This window comes from Sphingobium sufflavum, assembly GCF_021403115.1.
GTDB lineage: Bacteria > Pseudomonadota > Alphaproteobacteria > Sphingomonadales > Sphingomonadaceae > Sphingobium > Sphingobium sufflavum.
Genome location: NZ_JAJSSH010000021.1, coordinates 1 through 21,519, shown reverse-complemented (window position 1 = coordinate 21,519; position 21,519 = coordinate 1). Strand labels below are relative to the sequence as shown.

Sequence of the window (21,519 nt, the reverse complement as noted above, 5' to 3'; positions counted from 1 at the left end):
AAACGCATCCTGACCTATGGGGTGGCGAGAGGGCGCCGGGATGACCCGGCTGCCCCCTCGCCTGCCCGAAGATCAGGCCTTGGCGCCAGCCGGAGCGGCTGCGGGCTTGGCGGCCGGAGCGACCGGTCCGGAAACGGGGCGAACGGCGCCACCCGAAACCAGATAGCCGAGCAGGTCATTGTTGAAGCCGCTCAGGTCTTCGGCAATGCCCTTGTTACGGCGCTGCAGCCAGTTGTAGGCCAGCACGGCGGGAACGGCGACGACGAGGCCGAGGGCGGTCATGATGAGCGCCTCACCGACCGGGCCGGCGACGGCGTCGATCGATGCCTGGCCCGACGCGCCGATCTTGATGAGCGCGCGGTAGATGCCGATAACCGTACCGAACAGACCGATGAACGGCGAGGTCGCACCGACGGTGGCGAGGAAGGCCAGGCCGCCGTTGAGCTTGGAGTTGATCGCCGCTTCCGAACGACCCAGCGAGGCGTGCAGCCAGTCATGCGCTTCGACCGGATCGGTCAGCTTGGCGTGATGCTCCTGCGCGGTGATGCCGTCGTCGACCAGCTGCTTGTAGGCGCTGTTCTTCTCCAGCTTGGCCGAACCTTCCTTCAGGCTGGCCGAACGCCAGAAGGTCTGGCGGACTTTCTTGGACTGGCTGATGACCTTCTGCTGCTCGATCAGCTTCGAGAACAGGATGAAGAACGAGCCGATCGACATGCCGACCAGAATGATGAAGACCGACCATGCGATCACACCACCCTGCTCAAGGGCTTCCCACAAGCCATAGGGGTTGGCGGCGGCGGCAGCGGGCGCAGCGGCCGCTGAAATCTGGGTGAACATTGCTCTGCTTCCTCTTCAAACTTTAAACATCATGACGGATTGACCGGCTACCGGCCTTATTTCGGGATCACCCAGCGGATACGGCTGGCGTAGGAGCCTGCCACCGGCTGACCGCTGCTGTCCTTGCCAGGCGTGAAACGCGCACGGCGCATCACATTCTTGCAAGTCGCCTCGTCGAGTTCCGGCGTTCCGCTGGAGCTGGTGACGTCGCATCCGGTCGGCTTGCCATCCGTGCCATAGGAGACGCGGAAACCCGTGGTGCCTTCCTTTTCCTCACGCAGGGCGCGGGCAGGATAGTCGTCGGTCGTCGCCCAGTCCGCAGGATTGCCACGCGGCTTGCCGGGCACCGGCTGTGCTGCGGGCGGCGGTGGCGGGGCCGGCGGGGCGGTGGGTGCTGGCGGCAACGGCGGCGGCAAAACCGGCGTGGACGGCAGGCTGGGCGCCGACGGCGGCGGGGCCAGCGAGACCTTCGGCGGCGGCACATAGACCGGCGGCGGCGGAATCGGCTGATCCGGCGGCGGGGGTGGCGGCGGCTCCTCCGGTGGAGGCGGCTCTTCCGCAACATCAATGACGTTCAGCTGTTCTGCAGCCTTCTTAACGTACTTGATGCCAAGTCCGCTAACGAAGGCATAACCGAGAACAGCATGAATGAGGGCCACAATGATGATCGAAACCCAACGGCTCGATCCTTGCGAGTGGTCAGCATAAGCCATTCGGCAACGACACTCCTTAACTCATAATGCTAGTCATTATCATGTTGGCCGGGGTTATCAAGCGCCCTGAAACGCCGTCAGAAAACCCCGTCCGCCATGGGGGACGGTCATATTTTCGCCGCGTTTCCTATCGCGCCCATCAGGTTAGCGCAAACGCTTTGTTAGCGTCTATGAACACAGAGCAAAATGAGGATCAGCCCAATGTCCACCCCCGCTCAGGCCCCTATGATGAGCCATCTCTCTCCCTCCGGAACGCTTGCTCCCGCCGGTCGCCGCGCCCTCCGTTTCGCAGCCGCAGCGACCCTGATTTCCCTTTCCGTATCAGGGGGATATAGTCAGACACCGACCCCCGCGACGGCAATTACCGAAACAGCCTCGCCTTTCACCTATGCCGATGTCGCTGACCTTGCCAGCCGCGCGAATCTCATCGCCGTCGCCCGCCCGCGCAGCTTTGCGAAACTGCCCCCGAATGGCGCTTCGGCACCGGCGGGGATGCAAAGATTCTATGTGGATGCGCAGGTGGATTCGCTGATTCGGGGCGATGCGGGCCTGCCGCCGCGGATCGCCTTCCTGATCGACCTCCCGCTGGACGTAAAGCCGTCGCGCGCGCTGAAAGGGCGGCCTTTCATCCTGTTCGGCCACCCCGGCGCCCGGCCGGGCGACGTGCAATTGCTCAGCAGCAGCGCGCTCCTGCCCTCCACCCCCGCCACCGACGCCCGCGTCCGCGCCATCACGGCGGAGGTCGTCGCCCCCGACGCCGCGCCGGAGATCGTCCGCGTCGTGGAGGCCTTCCATGTCGAGGGCACCGTGGCGGGCGAGAGCGAGACGCAGATCTTCCTCGCCACGAAAAGCGGACGACCCGTGTCCCTCTCCATCATCCGCCGCCCGTCGGAGGAGCCGCGTTTCGGCGCGGCGCTGGGCGAGATCGTGGACGAGGCCGCCAATGCGCCGCCGCGCGACACCCTGCTCTGGTATCGCCTCGCCTGCGGCCTCCCCCCCGCCCTGCCGCACGGCGCAGCGAGCAAGCTGGACGGTGCGGCGGCGCAGGCGGCGGCGGCGGATTATCGCAGCTTCATTGACCGGCTTGGCCCCTGCACCCGCACCCGCGCCGCTCCCGGCGGCGGCGCGCCCGACCCGGATGCGCCCGCCAACGCGGGCTGAGCCTTCCCCGTTCGGGCGTGATCGGCACGACCTCCATCCCGCGCTTGGCACCCCGCGCTTGGCAAGCCAGCGGGCTGGAGGTAAGAGCGCCTCCACGCGCCGACCCCGGCCAGCAGGAACAGCCGAGAGCCATTATGAACGCAGAAAATCCCTTGCGCCTTGCCATCGTCGGACTGGGCACCGTCGGCGCCGGCGTGATCCGCCTGCTGGAGGAGAATGAGGCCCTGATCGCCCGCCGCGCGGGTCGCCCGATCAAGGTCGTGGCAATCAGCGCGCGCGACCGGGGCCGCGACCGGGGCGTCGACCTCTCGCCCTATGAGTGGGTGGACGACATGGGATCACTGGCCACGCGCGACGACATCGACGTAATCGTGGAGCTGATCGGCGGCGCGGACGGCCCCGCCCTCACCCTCGCCCGCCAGTCGCTGGCCCATCGCAAGCCCTTCGTCACCGCCAACAAGGCGATGATCGCGCACCACGGCCTGGGTCTGGCGCGCGAGGCGGAACGCGTCGACGTCGCCCTGAAATATGAGGCGGCGGTCGCGGGCGGCGTGCCGGTCATCAAGGGCCTGCGCGAAGGCGCGGCGGCCAACCGGATCGAGCGTGTCTATGGCATCCTCAACGGCACCTGCAATTTCATCCTCTCCACCATGGAGGATGAAGGCCGCAGCTTCGACGACGTGCTCAAGGACGCACAGGCAAAGGGCTTTGCGGAGGCGGACCCCAGCTTTGACATCGACGGCATCGACGCCGCGCACAAGCTGTCCATCCTCGCCAGCCTGTGCTTCGGGACGGAGATCGACTTCGCCTCCGTCGACATCACCGGCATCCGCCACGTCATCGCGGAGGACATCCGCGAGGCGGAGGCGCTCGGCTACTGCATCCGCCTGATCGGCATGGCGGAGTGCGAGGAGGCCAGCGACAATGGCGAGACCAGGAATATCGGCCTGTTCCAGCGCGTCCACCCCACGCTCATCCCGTTCGACCACCCGCTCGCCCATGTCGACGGTGCGCTCAACGCCGTGGTGGCGGAGGGCAATTATGTCGGTCGCCTCTTCTTCCAGGGCGCGGGCGCAGGCGCAGGCCCGACCGCATCCGCCGTGGTCGCGGACATCATCGACGTGGCGCGCGACGAATATGGCCCCGCCTTCGCCATGCCCGCCGAATGGCTCCAGCGCCAGACGAAGGCGGACGCGGGCCAGCGCGTCGGGCGCAGTTACCTGCGCCTGCGGGTGCAGGACCGTCCGGGCGTGCTGGCGGAGATCACCGCCGCCATGCGCGACGCGGGCGTCTCCATCGAGAGCCTGATCCAGCGCAGCCCCTCGGACAGCGACGGTGTCCTCGTCGCCATCGTCACCCATGCGGCGGAACAGGCGCGAATCGACGACAGCTTCCGCCGCCTGGCCGGGTCGGACAGCCTGATCGACGCGCCGATGGTGATGCATATACTGGACTGACGGTGGATCGGATTGCGCGCCGATTCTCTCGACATTGGCTGATGCCTCCCCTATCGGGCGCGCATAAGACAGCAGAGGATTGAAAGACCATGGTACAGCCAAGCTCCGTTCTAGACCGCGTGCTTGTGCTGGAAATGGTCCGCGTGACCGAAGCCGCCGCCATCGCCGCCTCCCGGCTGATCGGGCGCGGGGACGAGAAGGCGGCGGATGCCGCTGCGGTGCAGGCGATGCGCCTCGCCTTCAACGACCTCTACATGGACGGCACCGTCGTCATCGGGGAAGGTGAGCGGGACGAGGCGCCGATGCTCTACATCGGGGAGAAGGTCGGCGGCGCACCCGGCAAGGGACCGAAGATCGACATCGCGCTCGATCCCCTCGAAGGCACCACCATCACCGCCAAGGCCGGTCCCAACGCGCTGGCCGTGCTGGCGGCGGCGGAGGAAGGCGGCCTGCTCAACGCCCCCGACGTCTATATGGACAAGCTGGCGGTCGGCCCTGGCTACCCCGACGGCATCATCGACCTCAACAAGTCGGTGCGGGAGAATGTGACGGCGGTGGCGGAGGCCAAGGGCGTGAAGCCCGCCGACATCATCGTCTGCGTCCTCGACCGCCCCCGCCATGACAAGATCATCGAGGAACTGCGCGAGATCGGCTGCGGCATCATGCTGATCCCCGACGGCGACGTGGCGGGCGTGATCGCGACCACCAACCCGGACACCACCATCGACATGTACATGGGGTCAGGCGGCGCGCCGGAGGGCGTGCTGGCCGCGGCCGCGCTGCGCTGCGTCGGCGGACAGTTCAAGGGCCGCCTCCTCTTCCGTAACGAGGATGAGAAGGCCCGCGCGCGCAAATGGGGCATCACCGACCTCGACAAGGTCTATGACCTGAAGGAACTGGCCAAGGGCGACTGCATCTTTGCCGCCACCGGCGTGACCGACGGATCGCTGCTGTCGGGCGTCAAGCGCCTGCCCGGCGGCAAGATGACGACGGAAAGCGTGGTGATGCGCGCCTCCTCCGGCACCGTGCGCTGGGTCAAGGGCGAGCATCGGGCCGACGTGCGCGACTGAGCACCGGCGAAACAGCGGCGAGAATGAATCGGGTATAGCCAATCGCCACCGTCATCCCGGACCTGATCCGGGATGACGCTTTTCTCGTGATGTCGCCGTCCGTCGCAGAATCGCGCCCCCGGATCACGTCTGGGACGACGGGGTTTGACGCCTTTACAGGGTTGCCGCTCCCCTCCCAACCACGGAAGGCGAGAAAGGCACCAACACCCCTCCCACCATCGCCCCCTCACCCATGGCGAAGCCCCGGCGAAGCTGATACAGGCCCGCGCGCAAGACGCTCAGGAAGGGATATTATGCTGGCGACGATTCAACCCGGTGCGACGTTCAAGGACAATCTCCAGCAATTGCCGCCCATCGACGGCGTGCAGCGTATCGACCTGCGCGACGCGGCGGGCGCCGTGGTCGCCAGCATCGAGAACCAGCCGGGCAAGCAGGGTTCGCTGGCCGTCTATCACTATCTCGCACAGGCTTTTGGCGCGCTGGATGCGCAGGCGGCCGAGCATGGCCTGCTCCTCTTCGCCGAGCATGTCGCCGACGCCCGCAACCGTCCCGGCGCGCATCCCAATGTCGACCATCTGCTCGCCATCGCCGCCGGTGGCCCCGCCCTGACGATCGAGGTCATCACGGCCAGCAACTAAACCGCCTCTCCACCCAAAGAAAAACGCCGCGCGGATCGACCGGGCGGCGTTTTTCTTGTCATCCGGCGGGCAGCGCGCCCGCCTCAGTTCGCCTCAGTTCGCCTTCCCATATTCCGTAATCCGCGCCACTTCCGCCTTGTCACCCAGCACCACGCCGACGCGCTGGTGCAGAGCGGTCGGCGCCACGTCCTGGATCGGGATGAAGCCATCGGTCGCCGCGCCGCCCGCCTGCTCGATCAGATAGCTCATCGGGTTCGCCTCATACATCAGGCGCAGCTTGGCCTTGCCATTGCCGGGGGTGCGGTCGTCATAGGGGTAGAGGAACACCCCGCCCCGCTTCAGGATGCGGTGCACGTCCGCGACCATGGAGGCGGTCCAGCGCATGTTCCAGTCCTCACCCGCCGGGCCTGCCGCGCCCGCGACCCGCTCGTCGATATAGCGGGTGATACCGGGCGACCATTGGCGACGGTTGGACATGTTGATCGCGAATTCGCGCTTGCCCTGCGGCATCTTCATGTCCGCGTCGGTCAGCAGCCATGCACCGACTTCCCGGTCCAGCGTGAACTCATAAACGCCCGTGCCGACCGACAGCACCAGGATCGTCTGCGGGCCATAGATGGCATAGCCCGCCGCCACCTGTTTGCGCCCATCCTGAAGGAAATCCTCCTCCGTCACGTCGCGGCCCGCCACCTCGTCCGACGCCTTCAGGACGGAGAAGATGGTGCCGACCGACAGGTCGACGTCGATGTTGCTCGACCCGTCGATGGGGTCGAACAGCATCAGATATTCGCCCTTGGGATAGCGGTTGGGCGTGGGATAGAGGGTGTCCATCTCCTCGGACGCCATGGCCGCCAGATGGCCACCCCATTCATTGGCCTCCAGAATCACCTCATTGGCGATCACGTCCAGCTTCTTCTGCACCTCGCCCTGCACATTCTCGCTGTCGAGGCTGCCCAGCACCTCGCCCAGCGCGCCCTTGCCAACGCTATGGCTGACCGTCTTGCAGGCGCGGGCCACCGTCTCGATCAGCAGGCGCAGCTCGGCGGGCAGCGCATTCTCATGACGCTGCTGTTCGATCAGGAAACGGGTGAGCGTGGTGCGCTTCATAAATACCTCGTGCGGAATCTTGGATATGCCGCCACCGTTAGGGGCGGGTTACTCCACCGCGCAAGAGGTCATCGAACGCTTATTTGCCCGCCGGTCCGATTTTCGTCAGGGTTTGATACGATAACCGGTGCGGAATATCCATGCGATCGCCGCGATCGCCGCCACCATGAACAGGCCGGTCATGCCCAGGCTCAGCAGCACCGGCACGTCGCCCTGCCCGAAAAAGGCCCAGCGAAAGCCGCTGATGAGGTAGACCACCGGGTTGAACAAGGTCACCGTCCGCCACGGCTCCGGCAGCATGTCCACCGCATAGAAGGCCCCGCCGAGGAAGGTCAGCGGCGTCACCACCAGCATGGGCACGAAGCCCAGTTGCTCGAAATTGCCCGCCCACACGCCGATGATGAAGCCCATCAGGCTGAACGTCACCGCCGTCAGCACCAGAAAGCCCAGCATCGCGACCGGATGGACGATATGCAGGTCGACGAAGAAAAAGGCGGTCGCGAGGATGATAAGCCCGATAATCACCGACTTGGTCGCCGCCGCCCCGACATAGGCGACCAGCGCCTCGCCATAGCCCAGCGGGGCGGAGAGTATTTCGTAAACGGTGCCCGTAAACTTCGGAAAATAAATGGCCAGCGACGCATTGGAGATGCTCTGCGTCAGGACGGACATCATGATGAGACCGGGCACGATGAACGCGCCATAATCGACCGTGCCCACCGTCGCCATGCGCGATCCGATGGCGGTTCCGAACACCACGAAATAGAGGGCGGTGGTCAGCACCGGCGCCACGATGCTCTGCCCGGACGTGCGGATCGCCCGCGCCATCTCGTGCCGGTACAGCGTCCACATGCCGCGCAGGTTATAACCGGTCATGCCGCGCGGCTCCTGTCTTCGGCCACAAGGTCCACGAAAATATCCTCCAGCGAACTGCGCCGCGCGTCCAGGTCGCTGAACGCGATCCCTTCCGCCTGCAAGGCGCGCATCAGGTCGGCGATGCCCGTATCCCCGGCGTGACTGTCGAAGCTGTAGGTCAGCGTCGTCCCCTCCCCGCCCAGCGCCAGCCCCGGACGGTCCAGCGACGCGGGCAGCGCGGCCAGCGGGCTTTGCAGCGTCACGATCAACTGCCGCTTGCCCATCCGCGCCATCAGCGCATCCTTGTCGTCGACCAGCAGCAGGCGGCCCTTGTTGATGACGCCCACACGGTCGGCCATCTCCTCCGCTTCCTCGATATAATGGGTGGTCAGGATGATGGTCACGCCCCGTTCCCGCAGGCGGTGGACCAGCTTCCACATGTCGCGGCGCAGCTCCACGTCCACGCCCGCCGTGGGTTCGTCCAGGAACAGCACCTCCGGCTCATGGCTCAGCGCCTTGGCGATCAGCACCCGGCGCTTCATGCCGCCCGACAGTTCGATCAATCGGGCGTCCCGCTTGTCCCACAACGACAGGTCACGCAGCAGTTGCTCCAGATAGGCGTCGTCCGGCTTCTTGCCGAACAGCCCCCGCGTCAGCCGCACCGCGCGCATCGGCGTGGTGAAGATGTCGACGTTCATTTCCTGCGGCACCAGCCCGATCAGGCGACGCGCATCGCGGAACCGCTTCACATGGTCCTGCCCGCCGACCGCCACATGGCCGCCGCTGGGCATGACGAGGCCGCAGATCAGCGAGATCAACGTCGTCTTGCCCGCGCCATTCGGCCCCAACAGCGCGAAAATCTCCCCCTTGCGCACGTCCAGATCGGTGGGATGCAGCGCGACAACGCCGGACTTGTAGGTCTTGTGCAGGCCCTGCACCGACAGGATGTTGGTCACGGGAGTCGTCTCCTTGGTCGCTGGGCCGCATAAATAGAGACGCAAGGCCGCATTGCAACTTCGTTTCGTTTGAAAACGGTTCGATCCCCGTCCCGCGACACCTTCAGTGCAACGGTTCCCGCCCGACCCGCCCCGGCACGGCGGGCACCACGATGTTCGGCAACGGCTGAACACCCGGCTTCAGGCGGTACAGCTCCATTGCATAATGCGGATCGACGCCGGAAAACACCTTGCGATAATCCCGCTTCAGGCTGGTCAGCAGCAGATGCTGGCTGTTGGGATGCATGTCGTCGAACGGCGGCCAGTGCATCAGGATGAAGTCCGGTCGCCGCGACAATATCCGGGCCAGTTCGGCATCCGAATCGATGCCGATGGCGCCGCGCTCGCGGATCATGTTGATATGATAGGGAAACGGGTATCGCGTCGGCAGGCAATGCCCGCCCGTCTGATAATACATGCTCGGCCCGCTATAGATGAAGGGGCAGTTTCGGCTGTCCCGCAGCGCCGTATCGATCCGCGCATAGCTGCTGTCCGTGGTCTGGAAGGTCGCCTCCTCCTGTCCATCCTCGATGCCGACAACCACCGCATAGCCGACCAGCGCGATCCGCAGCAGCAGCCACACCCGCCCGGCGGAGGCGAAGATCAGCAGCGCGGGCACCACCAGCGGCATGGCATAATGCATGAAATAGGGCGGAAAGGCGAGGTAGGCGACAAAGCCCGCGATGGTCCATGCGCCAATGAACCGCAACTCGCCGCCCCATGGCATCGCGCCTTTCCGACGGCCCAGATAATGGCTGAGCAACCCGATGCCGATGGGCAGGCCGATCATTTTCAACGACCGTATCAACCGCCCTTCGGCGCCGCTGTCGGCAAAGGGATGGCGCAGGAAGATGGACAGGAAATTCGCGAAGAGAAATTCGTCGCTCGCCCCCTGCACCGCATAGAAGAGCCAAGCCAGCGCCGTGGGCAGCAGCGCGACGGCGATCCACAGCAGGCCCGCCCGCACGGTAAAGGCCAGCCCCGCCCTGCGCCAACTGGCCCATAACAGGGCGCAGCCAAAGAATATGCCTTCGAACAGGGCGTTATATTTGACCTGCATCGACACGCCGACCAGCAGCATCACCCACACGCCGCGCCACACCAGCCCCTTGCGTGATCCGGCCCATTCCCCCGTCATCACCTGCATGACCAGCAGGGCCGCCAGCGTCATCGTCAGGTTGTAGAAGATGGGCGACTGGCCGCCCGCGCCCTGCATCATGTGCAGGATCGCCGGATAGCAGAGCGCGGCCACGATCGCGCTGGGCCGGTCGGCATAACGGCGGGCCATCCGGTACAGCAACAGCCCGGTCGCGCCCAGCGCGGCCAGCGCCAGCAACTGATAGGCCCATATGCCGTCCTCGAACAGGCCGGCAAAGGCATAGATCAGGAACAGGCCGATCGGCTTGCGGTCCCAGATGTCGATATAGGGCAGCGCGCCATGCAGCATCCGGGTGCCGGTGAGCAGGTAGAATTGCTCGTCGATATTGAGGTGGGGGTTGCCCAGGAACGGCAATCGCTGGAGCGCGATGCCGATCAGGATGATCGCGGCATCCAGAACGGGGAGCCGGGGACCGGACATGCGCCCGCTCCCGCTCGTCGGGCCGAGCCATTTCCGCACGAATCCGGCGCGTCGCACCATCACACCTGTCTGCACCATCATTCCCCAGATACGGGCCTGAACCCCGGCCTGAACCCCGGCCTGAACTCCCGGCCTGCCCCCCCCTGATCGACCCCGTGCAAATCGTCAGCCCCCGACATGTCCCGGCATCTTCAACCGGAAAATGACGGGAACGGCGCGGGATGATTCGTCCTCACGGCCCGCAAATGCGGCAGCGCACAATTAACGGCAAGGCCCTGCCTTTCCCAGAGGGCGAAAACATCATCACCCTCCCGCACCCCGTTTTCCGGTCCGTTGGCCGTGGATGTCCGCGATACCTGACATAAGGAGAGCGACGTAAACCTCATCGTCACCCCGGATCAGGTTCGGTATGACAGAAACCCTGCCGCAAGGCTGATCCCCCTTCCCGCCGCCCCCTCAAACCCCGCCCTTGGCTCCCCCCTCTCCCCCGCCTATACCCCCGCCATGACCCTCATCGCGCAAGCAGCCCTTGGCATCACCCACAGTTTCACCGGACAAAGCTGGCGCTGGCGCGGCGCGGGGGGTGCGTTGTCGGGCAATGCCGACGCGCTCGTCGCCGACCTGCTGCGCGCGCGCGGCTGCCCGGACCATGACGTGGAGCGGCAGCGGCGGCCCACCATCCGCGATTTCATGCCCAACCCCTCGCTGTTCCGCGACATGGACACCGCCGCCGACCGCATCGCCCATGCCGTCGTCGCGGGCGAGAAAGTCACCATCTTCGGCGATTATGACGTGGATGGCGCGACCAGCGCGGCGCTGCTCATCCGCCTGCTGCGCGATCTGGGGCTGGATGCGGGCTATTATATCCCCGACCGGCTGCTGGAGGGCTATGGCCCGTCCGGCGACGCGTTGCTGCGCCTGCGGGCGGAGGGCAGCACGCTCGTCGTCACCGTCGACTGCGGGGCGCAGGCGTTCGAGGCGCTGGAGGCGGCGCAGGTCGGCGGGCTGGACGTGATCGTGGTGGATCATCACCAGTGCGCCACCGCCCTGCCCCCCGCCCTCGCGCTCGTGAACCCCAACCGGCTGGACGAGGTGGCGGAGGCGGCGGAGCATGGCCATCTCGCCGCCGTGGGCGTCGCCTTCCTGCTGGGCGCGGCGATCATCCGGCGGCTGCGCGGTCAGGGCTGGTTCGCGCAGAGGAAGGAACCCAATATCCTCGACCTGCTCGACATCGTCGCGCTGGGCACGGTGGCGGACGTGGCGCAGATTCGCGGCCTCAACCGTGCCTTCGTGGCGCAGGGGCTGAAGGTGATGGCGCGCGGGCAGAATATCGGCCTCTCCGCCCTGCTGCGGGTCAGCGGGCTGAAGCGCGCGCCCCTGTGCCACGACCTCGGCTTTGCGCTGGGGCCGCGGATCAACGCGGGCGGGCGCGTGGGCGAAGCGGACCTGGGCGTGCGGCTGCTCACCAGCATGGACCCGCTGGAGGTGGAGGAGATCGCCGCCCGGCTCGACGCCCTCAATGTGGAGCGCCGCGCCATCGAAGGGGCGGTGCAGGAGGAGGCGGAGGCGCAACTGGCCGCGCAGGAGGATGCCGCGGTGGTCGTGGCGTCCGGCACGGGCTGGCACCCCGGCGTCATCGGCATCGTGGCGGGCCGGCTCAAGGAGCGCACCGGCCGTCCCGCGATAGTCATCGCCCTGGACGATGATGGCAAGGGAAAGGGATCGGGCCGGTCGATAACCGGCGTCGATCTGGGCGCCGCCGTCCTGGCGGCACGGGACGAGGGCCTGCTCCTTGCGGGCGGCGGCCACGCCATGGCGGCCGGACTCACCGTTTTGGTTGGTCATGTTGAAAAATTCACCACCTATCTCAACCAGCGCCTGACCGACAAAGTGGCAAAGGCGCGCGAGGATCGCGCCCTCCTCATCGACACCATGGTCGCCCCCGGCGGCGTGACGCCCGCGCTGGTGGAGGCGCTGGACGGCGCCGGTCCCTATGGCAATGGCTGGCCCGCCCCGCGCATCGCCACCGGGCCTGCCCGCATCATCAAGGCGGACGTCGTCGGCAACGGCCATGTCCGCGCGATCTTTTCCGGTGACGACGGCAAGTCGATCAAGTCCGTCGCCTTTCGCCAGGCGGACCAGCCGTTGGGCCAGGCATTGCTGGGCTGCGGGCGCGACCGGCGGCTCTGGCTGACGGGCCGGGCAAAGATCGACGACTGGAGTGGACGGACCAGCGCGGAACTCCATATCGACGATGCAGCATGGGCCTGATAGCAAAATAAGCATATTGCTTACAAACGAGGGTTGACCCCCCGGCACCTTCTTCGTAAAGCGCCCCTCGCCCAAGCGCTGCACCCTACGGGATGGCGGCTGTCGAACGGCCCCATCGTCTAGCGGTTAGGACGCGGCCCTTTCACGGCTGAAACACGGGTTCGATTCCCGTTGGGGTCACCATCGACTGTCACTATGCCGGGCACGGTATTTGGCCCCTTCGTCTAGCGGTTAGGACGCGGCCCTCTCACGGCTGAAACACGAGTTCGATTCTCGTAGGGGTCACCATCGTCACACAGGCAATCGTCCCACAGCAGGCGGGAGCGCCTAGTGGCAATTCTTTCCCGACGACGATCCGGCCGTTGCCCCTCGCCAGCGTGCATCATGGTCGAACCCGAAGAACTTGCGATACAGGCCGATCAGCCCACCCGGCACAGTCGAGTCGTCTCCATGAGGATGTCGTAGCCGTCCCAGATAGAGTCGAACTCCAGCGCCAAGCCAACGGGCGTCCAGCGTGCCACACCGGGACCAAGGTGCCGTTCCGCGGCCCGGCGGATGTCCGATGTCGCGAAACCAAAATGGGTGATCGTCTGGTCCTTGTCCCGCAACAGGTCGTTCAGGCCGGCTAGCTCGTTCAGGAACACGACGCTCAGGAAGCCACCTCCGACGCTGCGATCCGCACGCGCCGCGGTCTCTGAGATGATGGAAGTCAATTGGGGGGCACGCCACAGCACTTCCGTAGCCTGCCCGGATGCAGCCGCAGAGAAGCCTGCGGTCATCTTGGCGATCTGATGCCCCGCCGCGACGGCGCTCCCCTTCCCTGCCGCCTCCTGACTGATCAGGTCCAGCAACGCCTTGATCGCGGCAAGATGCTCCGGCGCGCGGCCCACGACATACAGGGCATGCGGGGAAGAACAGGCCATTTGGTCGAACAGGAAAATGTCATTGGCGAAACGCTGGGCTAGATCGGCCAGTCCCGCGCCATCGAGGGCGGCGACGACGGCACCATCGAGCACGCACAGCGACGATCGATCACCGAACCAAATAGACTTGCCACCATTGCGCAGAGGCATACGTTCAAATGTCGCGATCTTAGCATCGCCACCCCACACCACCCGCGCATCGCTATGGGCGGATATCATCTCGCTGAGGTCGTTATCGGCCGGATAATGAACGAACATCTGGGACGGATCATGGGCCGCGTCCAGCGCCGCAATGACCCGGTCCAGAACCCGCATCACATCGCCGCCAACCGCCTGCGGCATCCGCACGATGTTCGCGTTGCCGGCCAGATAGGACAATATCCATGAATAGAGGAAGATGGTCTCGACATTCTTCGGGGGCAGATGGAACACCATCCCGCGCGGCCGCGACAGAGTGTCAGCAGGGCACCGCTCCAGAAAGTTGCGCTCCAAATGCCGAAGGGCGGCCCGGCGCGTCCAGAAACCGAGGTATTTGATCCCCGGCGCAACATCCCCTTTCCACCGGACGATGACATCCGCGATCGACGCCACCAGACTCACCCGGTCCGGGTCGAACGGCGCGGGCAAGCTTAGCCGCGAGGCGTCTATGCGGGCGCGCAGCACATGTGCGGAGATATCGCTCCGACGACCTTCCGCCTCGAACAACATGGAATTCATGTTCGCACCATCTTTCGCTCAGCGGGTCGCTTGGGGGACGGTTTCAGCCGCAATAACGTCGCTGCAGCCCCGCAACTCCGCCTTTGCGACACGTCCTGCGATAGAAATGGCCTTGCCAAGTCGATTGCCCAGTCCCCCATCGGTGGTGACAATTGTTCCCCGGTCCTCGGTCAGGACATTATGGCCGGGATAGGATTTGGGCAGCAACGACAATATCTGGAGCACCCCCTCCTCGCCGTCTTCAGCCACTTCCCAACTGCCGGGCCGCCGGACGATAACATCGGTGAAATTCGGTGGGTAGAGGAAGCCACCCGGCCCTTCGACGAACATCGAGCCGATCTGCTCCACGAAACCGTAGAAATTGAAGATTTTCGTCAGGTTGAAGCGTTGCCGAAGCGACGCACGGAACACCGCACTGGATACCTTCTGGTCTTCCAGCTTCTTCCATCCCCCCGAATGAATGAGGATCGCATCCGAAAGGTCGAGTTCACCGTTAGCGAATTGCCCAAAGAGCTTTGTCCAGACGAGGAACGTGAAGCCGAAGAGCAGAAAGGGTCGCCCACGGTTGCTCTCAACAAAGCGGCGCACCGTGGCCTCGTCCATTTCGAGATCGGACGTTAGGGCAAAGGTTGCCCTGGCCCCGAACTTCATCATGCCCAGGACACCAGCGCCTCGTGCGGTCAGATTATTGGGCTTGATGACGTCCTTGGTGTCGATAGCCAGGAACGGCAACCGGCTGTCTCCCAGTATCGGCCGCAAGGTCGAGACAAGGGCGCGTGACTGGCGCTCAGCGGTCTCTGAATCTACGAAAATCTGGCTGGGCGTCTGCCCGGTGGTCCCGCTGGATTGTAATATCATGGACGGCGCAGTCGTGGACGTCAGCGCATGTTCCTTGAAAATCTGGACCGGCAGGAAAGGAACATCCGACAGGCCTTGCCAATCCTGCACGCCTCCCCAGGCAGCATCCACGATCTGAGCATAAGGCTGGCAGCGTTCATAATGAAACCGGGTGAGATCTTTCAAAGCGGGAAGAAGCAAGGCGTCCTTCTCGACCTGCCTCAAGGAATAGGGTTGGCTGTCCAGAAGCCGATCAAACATCGAGCGCTGCCTTCACGAGAGCATAGTCGATCTTGCCGTTGGATTTGCGCGGCAACTCCGCCAGCCTACGCACCAAAAAACTGGTTGGTGGAATTTTGCTGGCGAGCGCCAATGTCTTGGCCTGAGCCTTCGCATCTTCTGGAATTTCGCCTTCGAACACAACCGCGATCTGCTCCCCCAGATCGACGCACGCGATGGAGCCGAGCAACGACAATTGCGTTTCGATGTCGTCAAGGCTGAGGCGCAGGCCTGCAATCTTGGCAAAGCGGGCCACACGCCCGGAAAGATAAAGGAAACCATCTTCGTCCATCCAGCCGAGATCGCCAGTTTCCAGCCTGCCCTTCATCAGATCACCCAACGCGAGGTCAGTCCGGCTATCCGCATAGCCCAGCATGACGTTCGGCCCCTCATAGACGACATGACCGGTCTGCCCAACAGGCAAGGCTGCTCCATCTTGCCCGCAAATGCTGATGGCGCTCGCTGGCATCGCCACACCGACAGAGCCTCGCTTGTCGAGCAGCAATTCGCTTGGCAGGCATGCAATTCTGGGCGCCGCCTCTGTCTGTCCGTACATCACACAGAAACGGGACTGGCTTGCCTCGACCTTCGCCAGCACCATGGCCTGGATACGTGCATCAAGCCCACCCCCGGCCTGGGTGAACATATTCACCGTCGATGGCACCATATCGAAGCCAAGGCGCGCCAGAACAGTATAGTGGAACGGCACACCTGCGAAATGCGTGCCCTCGCTTGCCTTCACCTTGGCCCAGAAGCTCTCGGACGTCAGGGAATCTATCATAAGCGCAACTCGTGCGCCCGCGATCAGATGGGACGTCACCACCGACAGACCGTAGGAATAATGGAACGGTAGATGCCCGACACCCACGCTCTCCGACGTGATGGCAAGACTATGGGCAATCTGGCGAGCGTTAGTGACCAGTGCTTTCCACGACAGACGAACGAACTTCGCGCCTCCGGTGGTACCAGACGTCAGCAGGAGCAGGCCAAGATCGGGATGAAGACGCGCAGGCTCATTCCCACCCTGCCGTATTGCCGTCGCGGGCACGTCGACGGTCGGATCACTGCATACCCAGTTCCCCGCGATAGTCGATGCGAGGCTGGACAGAGGTGCGGAACCGAGCAGAATATCAGGTTGATAGCAGGCCAGCAGATGGGCCAGCCTATCTTCTGGCAGGCCAGGATCAATGAGGGCGACCGCATGCCCCGCCGCGACCAGCGCCAAAAAGCCTACCAGCGTCGCCTTACTGTTGGTCGCAAGGATGAAAGCAAGACGCTTCTCTCCATGCTCCAGTCGACTGGCAAGCTTTAGGGAAAGGTCGGCAATCTCGCACTCCGACGTCCATGCCTGCGTGATATCATCCCACAGCAGCGGTCGATCCGTGAAACCGGCAGGGCGGTTCAGCAAGCCCGCGAATGTCGGATCAATCATCGCAACCCGCGCCCTCAGATAACCATGCCGCCATCGACCCGGAGAATCTGCCCGGTGATGTAGCGCGCCATATCCGAACAGAGGAACAGCACGGCATCGGCCACTTCATCTGGTGAACCGGCCCGGCCCAGCCCAATGCTCTGGAGAGATTGGTCCCTTACAGCATCCCCAAGATGCTGCGTCATGTCGGTTTCGATGTAGCCCGGCGCCACTGCATTAACCCGGACTCCTTTAGGAGCGAGTTCCTTGGCGGCCGCACGGGTCACGCCAACCACACCCGCCTTCGAAGCAGCATAGGCCAACTGGCCGGGCGCACCCTCCAAGCCCACAACGGACGCGACGTTGACGATACTTCCCCCCGTTCTGGCCATCAGACGCGCAGCCGCCTGAATCAACTGGATCGGGCTTGTCAGATTGATGTCGAAAGTCGCCTGTACATCTTCATCCGAGATCATGCCAATCATCGCTGGCCGCATGATCCCTGCATTATTGACGAGGATATCGAGCCGCTTGTAGCGAGAAAAGACGTTCCGCACGAGTTGGCGGGCACTTTCGGGCTGAGCTATATCGCCTAGCTCCAGATGCACTTGTTCCGGTGCCGTCGCACGAAGCTCTGCCACGGCACTATCGTCGATATGTCGGGAATTTAGGACGACCGTCGCACCAGCGGCAAGAAGCCGCCGCGCTATCGCGAAGCCTATGCCCCGCGAACCGCCCGTGACCAGAGCGATCCGTCCGGACAGGTCAATTATCATCATATCTGGACATGATCTCGACCGCTTTATCGAAGCTGCTCATGGCCAATATATCATTCGCTTCCAGCATCGTATCGAAATGCGTTTCGAGCGCGGCAACCAAGGTCATATGCCCGATGGAGGTCCATTCGGGAAACTCGCGGTACACCAGCAATGTGCGATCAAAGGCATCCGGGAGATCAAATGTCTCCTGAAACGCACCAAATACCTTATGTTCGAGGGTCATCTAAAGCGCCTATCCCAATATCGTCGGAGTTGGCAGCCTATATCGCACAATGTCCGGATCAGAAGATTTTTTCCAGAAGTACGACATCGTGCCGCGCCCCATCATGATCCACGAAATGCTTCCGCAATGTGCCAATGATTTGATATCCCAGCAGGACGTTCATACGGATGGCCAGATCATTGTCGGCGCGTATCTCCGCCAGCAATTTGGTCAATCCAAGTTCAAACCGTGCAAACCGTATCAATTCCCGCATGGCCAGCAGGGCCACGCCAGGAAGAGTGCAACCATCTGAAACGGCCAACGCACCATATCCATAACGATTCCGGAGATGGACTTGGCTGATCTGGAGGAAGCCCACCGCTTCCTGCCGTTCGCCAGCAACGATAACGCGGAACAGCCCATGAGGCTCCTGGATCCGACGATCTATCCATTCCGCGATGGCAGCATCATCCGTCCGATCAGGTATAGCCATCAACATCGATTGCATGCGCCGGTCGCGGCGAATGTCCGCAAGGAGCGCAAAATCTAGGGTAGCTGGGGTCCGAAAAGCGATAGACGAACCGCTACACTGGTCGGCCTGCACCCTCCACTCCCCCAGACTAGCAGTCTATTATGAGCCAGACCCCGAGGCGGGGTTCACACCGAACAGCCCTCTAAGTGTACCACTTCACTCACCAGGGGCTAACATAATAGGCATGGCCGTCAAGGATGAAAGCGGGCGCTCTATGCCGACGCGCCCTGCACAGGGCAGGATCACGCCGGGATAGAGGAATTGGATCAGAAGTCGATGGACGCTCCGATCTCGGCACGGAATGGTGCCTGCGAGTTGCCTACACGGTAGGTACGGGTTCTAACCGTGTAATCGTTGGTGAAAAAGCCGACCTGCGTCGTCGCCATTTCGGCGAAACGGTCGCCGTTATAGAATATGCTGGAGACCCAAACACGCAGGTTATGCGACTCCGGCTTCTCATAGGTCAGCTTGGCGGCGAGGCGGTTATAATCGCCATTTTTCAATATACCCGTAGTGCCGTCCCACAACGTCACATTCCCGGAACTCAAATAGGTGCCAGCCACAAAATTATGCTGGACACTGAGGCGCAGTTTTTCCCCCTCCGCACCCACCGGCGTTGCGGCGTCGAGATTCCATCCTGCGGTCCAGGGCGGCGTACCCGTGATATAGCCAGAACCGCTGTTGGTGCCACCAGTCAGCCGCGCATCGAGATAATTATAGTTTGCCCCGATACGAACGCTGGTGCCGTCGCGATCATAGAGACGCACTCGCCCGTCAATATCGATACCCTTACGGATCGATTTTCCAAGATTGACCTGATTACCGGAACCCAGAGGATCGGCGGCCAACTCGCCCTGATTCAGCGTATGGTAGACACCGCCCTGCAAATTGATTCCCAGTTCCTCATTATCATATTTGAGGACAATCTCTTTGGTATTCAGTTTGGTTGGCTTGAGCGTCGGCAAAGCCGACAACGCACTGGTATAGAAACCCGCAATGTTGATGCTCTGCGAGGTGATACCCTCGCCGAAGTTGGCCAAAAGGGTGAAGCCCGCACCGGGCGAGATGGCGATACCGCCATGCAGGGTCGGCGTACTGGTCCCGCGACTGTAATCGACGGTCCTGAGTGGCACGGCAACGCCGACCGGCTGGGTCTGGCTGAACGGGGAAACCAGTCCAGTGGCTGTGCTGGGATAATAAGTCGTGGTCGCGTCATAATGGAACCAGTCGTTACGCACACCAGCCGTGACCTTGATCCAGTCCGCCGGCTTCAGAGACAGTTCGGCATAGACATCCGGATTCCAGATCTTGCCGTTGGAATAGTTGAAGAAACCGGTCCAGGCGTTGAGGATCGTTGGCTGCGCCACCGCCTGATTATGAAAGACCGGATAACGCTTGGTATCGATGAAGTCCCCGCGCAGTTCCACGCCAGCCCGCAAGATCGCATCGATCCCGGCGACCTTGAAATTAACCCACGGGTTGAAGCCGAGACCGACAGACCAGCGTTTGTCGCGAAACGCATTGGTCGGGAAAATCTCTGACACGGCGAGGTCCTGCCGGTTGATCGAACGATACTGGCTCACTCGTTCTACCCAGCCATTGGCGTCGAAGTTGAACACATCATCCCGATGCTGCCATTCAGCGGTGACCGTGCCCGACCGACGATATCCCTTGGCATCGTTGGACGTCGCGCTGTTCTCGCTGATAAAGCCTCTCTCGACCAGATCGCTGCGGATATAGCCGGGCTGACCAAAGACGTTGGTGTAGAGCTGCCCTGTGACTTTCAACACGTCTTTAGGCGAGATTTCCTTGGTCAGTTTGGCAAGAAAGCTGATTTTGTCCTGCGTATTGTTATCACGGCGGCCGCGTTCGGACAGCCCTTCCAGCGCGGCATAATATTTGGTGTCCTGATTCGCGTCCTGCCCATTGCCAAGGGTCACGAGCAACCGTTTGCGATCGAACGAGCCATAGCTGACCGAGGCCCGGTTTGGAACCGTATCGGCGGTGGTGAAGATGGCCGTGCCCGCATAGGCAAAATTACCAGAGTAGCGGGTATCGAACGGCCCCTTGATGACGTTCACTGATCCGATGGTTTCGGGGATCAGGACGTTAAGATCGTCCGAGCCGTTCCCGTTGGGACCGGAAGAGAAATTGCGTGTAAAGCCATCGACCACACCGCGCACAGACGTGCCGTCGCTCACAAGACCCCAGCCACGAATGGTAACGCCGTTCGGAATACCGCCATTGCCCAGATCCGCCACCTGTACACCGGGAATGGCGCGCAGCAGGTCGTTAGGCGTAGTGATGGCAAGGCCGGCAATATCGCTCTGATTCAGTTCATAAACGGCGGCGATGCCCGCAGTCGGCTGAACCGAAAGAGTGACCGGCGTCGCTTTCTTCTCTTGATGACCATTTACCACGATATCGTTGCGTCCTGCGTCATCCGCGTCATCTGCGGCGGCAGTCGCCGCATCGGCAGCGAAGGCTGCAACCGGCAGGGCTGCCCCTGCCAAAAGCAAGCCGATTACCAGGCCACGCTTGATCCCGCGACTCTGCGAATATTGGATATTCCCCCCGACCATCTGTTCGACCTCATCTCTTCATTAGTGGTTGTCGCTGGAGCAGGAAGCGACATGATGCCGCAGGCGAGACTGTCGACAGCCTCACGCCGGATTGGCCCATGGTTCGTTTGCGCAATCCCCGCTCGCCCGACCCTTTTAATTTCTATAATTTCTATAGGAATATAGATTTTCTGTTGGGGGATAAAGCAGGGCCTCGAATAGACGTTCGCATCGGGACTGAGGTGCTCCGACACGGTCGCTTAGAGGCTGTGTCGGAACGCTGATGTAACGGTGGACGATCGAGTTTCGATATGATTCCGAGGGGTTGCGACACCAACCTTGGAAGCCATCATGTGGAACCCGACCGCCCGCGCGCATCATAGCCGTGCAGAGCTTCGCTATGGAAGCGATCTTACCGACGCGGAATGGTATTTGATCGAACCGTATTTGCCCGCTCCGTGCCAATGTGGACGGCGACGGCGTTGGCCGATGCGCGAGATTTTCGAGGCTATTTTCTATTTGCTGCGGGCAGGATGTCCTTGGCGGCTTCTGCCCGACAGCTTTCCGCCATGGCGCACAGTCTACCGATGGTTTT

Annotated in this window: 19 protein-coding genes and 2 tRNA genes; 8 read left to right on the top strand and 13 right to left on the bottom strand. The window is 63.0% G+C overall.

The genetic code is table 11. The features are described 5' to 3' along the window. Positions 1-72: 72 nt before the first annotated feature. Together LWE61_RS19660 and LWE61_RS19655 are read right to left on the bottom strand one after the other, a co-directional pair. The gene (locus LWE61_RS19660) at positions 73-837 is read right to left on the bottom strand and encodes a MotA/TolQ/ExbB proton channel family protein (RefSeq protein ID WP_234152347.1); all 765 of its coding nucleotides are present in this window, start codon (positions 835-837) and stop codon (positions 73-75) included. Positions 838-893: 56 nt separating this feature from the next. Further along, positions 894-1,550, bottom strand: a complete 657-nt coding sequence (locus LWE61_RS19655) for an energy transducer TonB (RefSeq protein ID WP_234152346.1) — start codon at positions 1,548-1,550, stop codon at positions 894-896. A 519-nt stretch (positions 1,551-2,069) separates the two neighbouring features. Between LWE61_RS19655 and LWE61_RS19650 the strand changes: the two genes are divergently transcribed. The 4 genes from LWE61_RS19650 (at position 2,070) to LWE61_RS19635 (ending at position 5,876) form a co-directional block, all read left to right on the top strand. Continuing rightward, the gene (locus LWE61_RS19650; RefSeq protein ID WP_234152345.1) at positions 2,070-2,711 is read left to right on the top strand and encodes a hypothetical protein; all 642 of its coding nucleotides are present in this window, start codon (positions 2,070-2,072) and stop codon (positions 2,709-2,711) included. Positions 2,712-2,845: 134 nt separating this feature from the next. Beyond that, positions 2,846-4,168: a homoserine dehydrogenase gene (locus tag LWE61_RS19645; protein WP_234152344.1), complete on the top strand. Its 1,323-nt coding sequence runs from the start codon at positions 2,846-2,848 to the stop codon at positions 4,166-4,168. 89 nt (positions 4,169-4,257) lie between these two features. After that, positions 4,258-5,238 (top strand): class II fructose-bisphosphatase, encoded by a 981-nt coding sequence (glpX, locus tag LWE61_RS19640; RefSeq protein ID WP_234152343.1) that lies wholly within the window; start codon positions 4,258-4,260, stop codon positions 5,236-5,238. Positions 5,239-5,531: 293 nt separating this feature from the next. Continuing rightward, entirely contained in the window at positions 5,532-5,876 is a 345-nt protein-coding gene (locus LWE61_RS19635) for a DUF2322 family protein (protein ID WP_234152342.1), read from the top strand. Positions 5,877-5,969: 93 nt separating this feature from the next. On the opposite strand, the gene LWE61_RS19630 is transcribed toward LWE61_RS19635, so the two are convergent. From LWE61_RS19630 to LWE61_RS19615, 4 genes are all read right to left on the bottom strand, one after another. Further along, entirely contained in the window at positions 5,970-6,983 is a 1,014-nt protein-coding gene (locus LWE61_RS19630) for a class 1 fructose-bisphosphatase (RefSeq protein ID WP_234152341.1), read from the bottom strand. A 105-nt stretch (positions 6,984-7,088) separates the two neighbouring features. Further along, the gene (locus tag LWE61_RS19625) at positions 7,089-7,859 is read right to left on the bottom strand and encodes an ABC transporter permease (protein WP_234152340.1); all 771 of its coding nucleotides are present in this window, start codon (positions 7,857-7,859) and stop codon (positions 7,089-7,091) included. Further along, positions 7,856-8,794 (bottom strand): ABC transporter ATP-binding protein, encoded by a 939-nt coding sequence (locus LWE61_RS19620; RefSeq protein ID WP_234152339.1) that lies wholly within the window; start codon positions 8,792-8,794, stop codon positions 7,856-7,858. The genes LWE61_RS19625 and LWE61_RS19620 overlap by 4 nt, the downstream gene beginning before the upstream one ends. 103 nt (positions 8,795-8,897) lie before the next feature. Further along, entirely contained in the window at positions 8,898-10,412 is a 1,515-nt protein-coding gene (locus tag LWE61_RS19615) for an ArnT family glycosyltransferase (RefSeq protein WP_234152338.1), read from the bottom strand. 504 nt (positions 10,413-10,916) lie between these two features. Between LWE61_RS19615 and recJ the strand changes: the two genes are divergently transcribed. The 3 genes from recJ to LWE61_RS19600 all read left to right on the top strand — a co-directional run bounded on the left by recJ (position 10,917) and on the right by LWE61_RS19600 (position 12,971). Further along, the gene (gene recJ / locus LWE61_RS19610) at positions 10,917-12,683 is read left to right on the top strand and encodes a single-stranded-DNA-specific exonuclease RecJ (protein ID WP_234152337.1); all 1,767 of its coding nucleotides are present in this window, start codon (positions 10,917-10,919) and stop codon (positions 12,681-12,683) included. Between the two features lie 108 nt (positions 12,684-12,791). Then, a tRNA-Glu gene (locus LWE61_RS19605) sits at positions 12,792-12,866 on the top strand. Between the two features lie 30 nt (positions 12,867-12,896). Further along, a tRNA-Glu gene (locus LWE61_RS19600) sits at positions 12,897-12,971 on the top strand. Between the two features lie 131 nt (positions 12,972-13,102). On the opposite strand, the gene LWE61_RS19595 is transcribed toward LWE61_RS19600, so the two are convergent. The 7 genes from LWE61_RS19595 to LWE61_RS19565 form a co-directional block, all read right to left on the bottom strand. After that, positions 13,103-14,269: an acyl-CoA reductase gene (locus LWE61_RS19595; RefSeq protein ID WP_234152336.1), complete on the bottom strand. Its 1,167-nt coding sequence runs from the start codon at positions 14,267-14,269 to the stop codon at positions 13,103-13,105. A gap of 72 nt (positions 14,270-14,341) precedes the next feature. After that, positions 14,342-15,421, bottom strand: a complete 1,080-nt coding sequence (locus LWE61_RS19590; protein ID WP_234152335.1) for a LuxE/PaaK family acyltransferase — start codon at positions 15,419-15,421, stop codon at positions 14,342-14,344. Further along, positions 15,414-16,871 (bottom strand): AMP-binding protein, encoded by a 1,458-nt coding sequence (locus LWE61_RS19585; protein WP_234152334.1) that lies wholly within the window; start codon positions 16,869-16,871, stop codon positions 15,414-15,416. Before LWE61_RS19585 ends, LWE61_RS19590 begins: the two co-directional genes overlap by 8 nt. A 14-nt stretch (positions 16,872-16,885) precedes the next feature. Further along, a complete protein-coding gene (locus LWE61_RS19580; protein ID WP_234152333.1) occupies positions 16,886-17,629 on the bottom strand; it encodes an SDR family NAD(P)-dependent oxidoreductase in 744 nt (247 codons plus the stop codon). Next, on the bottom strand, positions 17,616-17,852 hold the full coding sequence (locus LWE61_RS19575; protein ID WP_234152332.1) for a hypothetical protein: 237 nt from the start codon (positions 17,850-17,852) through the stop codon (positions 17,616-17,618). Before LWE61_RS19575 ends, LWE61_RS19580 begins: the two co-directional genes overlap by 14 nt. A gap of 58 nt (positions 17,853-17,910) precedes the next feature. Next, positions 17,911-18,435, bottom strand: coding sequence for a GNAT family N-acetyltransferase (locus tag LWE61_RS19570; RefSeq protein WP_234152331.1), 525 nt, complete (start codon positions 18,433-18,435; stop codon positions 17,911-17,913). A 194-nt stretch (positions 18,436-18,629) separates the two neighbouring features. Then, the gene (locus tag LWE61_RS19565) at positions 18,630-20,945 is read right to left on the bottom strand and encodes a TonB-dependent receptor (RefSeq protein WP_234152330.1); all 2,316 of its coding nucleotides are present in this window, start codon (positions 20,943-20,945) and stop codon (positions 18,630-18,632) included. 330 nt (positions 20,946-21,275) lie between these two features. Between LWE61_RS19565 and LWE61_RS19560 the strand changes: the two genes are divergently transcribed. After that, positions 21,276-21,519: transposase (locus tag LWE61_RS19560; protein ID WP_234152329.1), on the top strand; the 244-nt coding region annotated here is incomplete at its 3' end.

Excerpts from the sequence above, each read along its gene's own strand:
- LWE61_RS19635 (WP_234152342.1), top strand. The coding sequence starts at position 5,532 with ATGCTGGCGACGATTCAACCCGGTGCGACGTTCAAGGACAATCTCCAG.
- LWE61_RS19660 (WP_234152347.1), bottom strand. The coding sequence starts at position 837 with ATGTTCACCCAGATTTCAGCGGCCGCTGCGCCCGCTGCCGCCGCCGCC.
- LWE61_RS19580 (WP_234152333.1), bottom strand. The coding sequence starts at position 17,629 with ATGATGATAATTGACCTGTCCGGACGGATCGCTCTGGTCACGGGCGGT.
- glpX (WP_234152343.1), top strand. The coding sequence starts at position 4,258 with ATGGTACAGCCAAGCTCCGTTCTAGACCGCGTGCTTGTGCTGGAAATG.
- LWE61_RS19645 (WP_234152344.1), top strand. The coding sequence starts at position 2,846 with ATGAACGCAGAAAATCCCTTGCGCCTTGCCATCGTCGGACTGGGCACC.
- LWE61_RS19590 (WP_234152335.1), bottom strand. The coding sequence starts at position 15,421 with ATGTTTGATCGGCTTCTGGACAGCCAACCCTATTCCTTGAGGCAGGTC.
- LWE61_RS19630 (WP_234152341.1), bottom strand. The coding sequence starts at position 6,983 with ATGAAGCGCACCACGCTCACCCGTTTCCTGATCGAACAGCAGCGTCAT.
- LWE61_RS19625 (WP_234152340.1), bottom strand. The coding sequence starts at position 7,859 with ATGACCGGTTATAACCTGCGCGGCATGTGGACGCTGTACCGGCACGAG.
- LWE61_RS19565 (WP_234152330.1), bottom strand. The coding sequence starts at position 20,945 with ATGGTCGGGGGGAATATCCAATATTCGCAGAGTCGCGGGATCAAGCGT.
- LWE61_RS19655 (WP_234152346.1), bottom strand. The coding sequence starts at position 1,550 with ATGGCTTATGCTGACCACTCGCAAGGATCGAGCCGTTGGGTTTCGATC.
- LWE61_RS19585 (WP_234152334.1), bottom strand. The coding sequence starts at position 16,871 with ATGATTGATCCGACATTCGCGGGCTTGCTGAACCGCCCTGCCGGTTTC.
- LWE61_RS19575 (WP_234152332.1), bottom strand. The coding sequence starts at position 17,852 with ATGACCCTCGAACATAAGGTATTTGGTGCGTTTCAGGAGACATTTGAT.
- LWE61_RS19615 (WP_234152338.1), bottom strand. The coding sequence starts at position 10,412 with ATGTCCGGTCCCCGGCTCCCCGTTCTGGATGCCGCGATCATCCTGATC.
- recJ (WP_234152337.1), top strand. The coding sequence starts at position 10,917 with ATGACCCTCATCGCGCAAGCAGCCCTTGGCATCACCCACAGTTTCACC.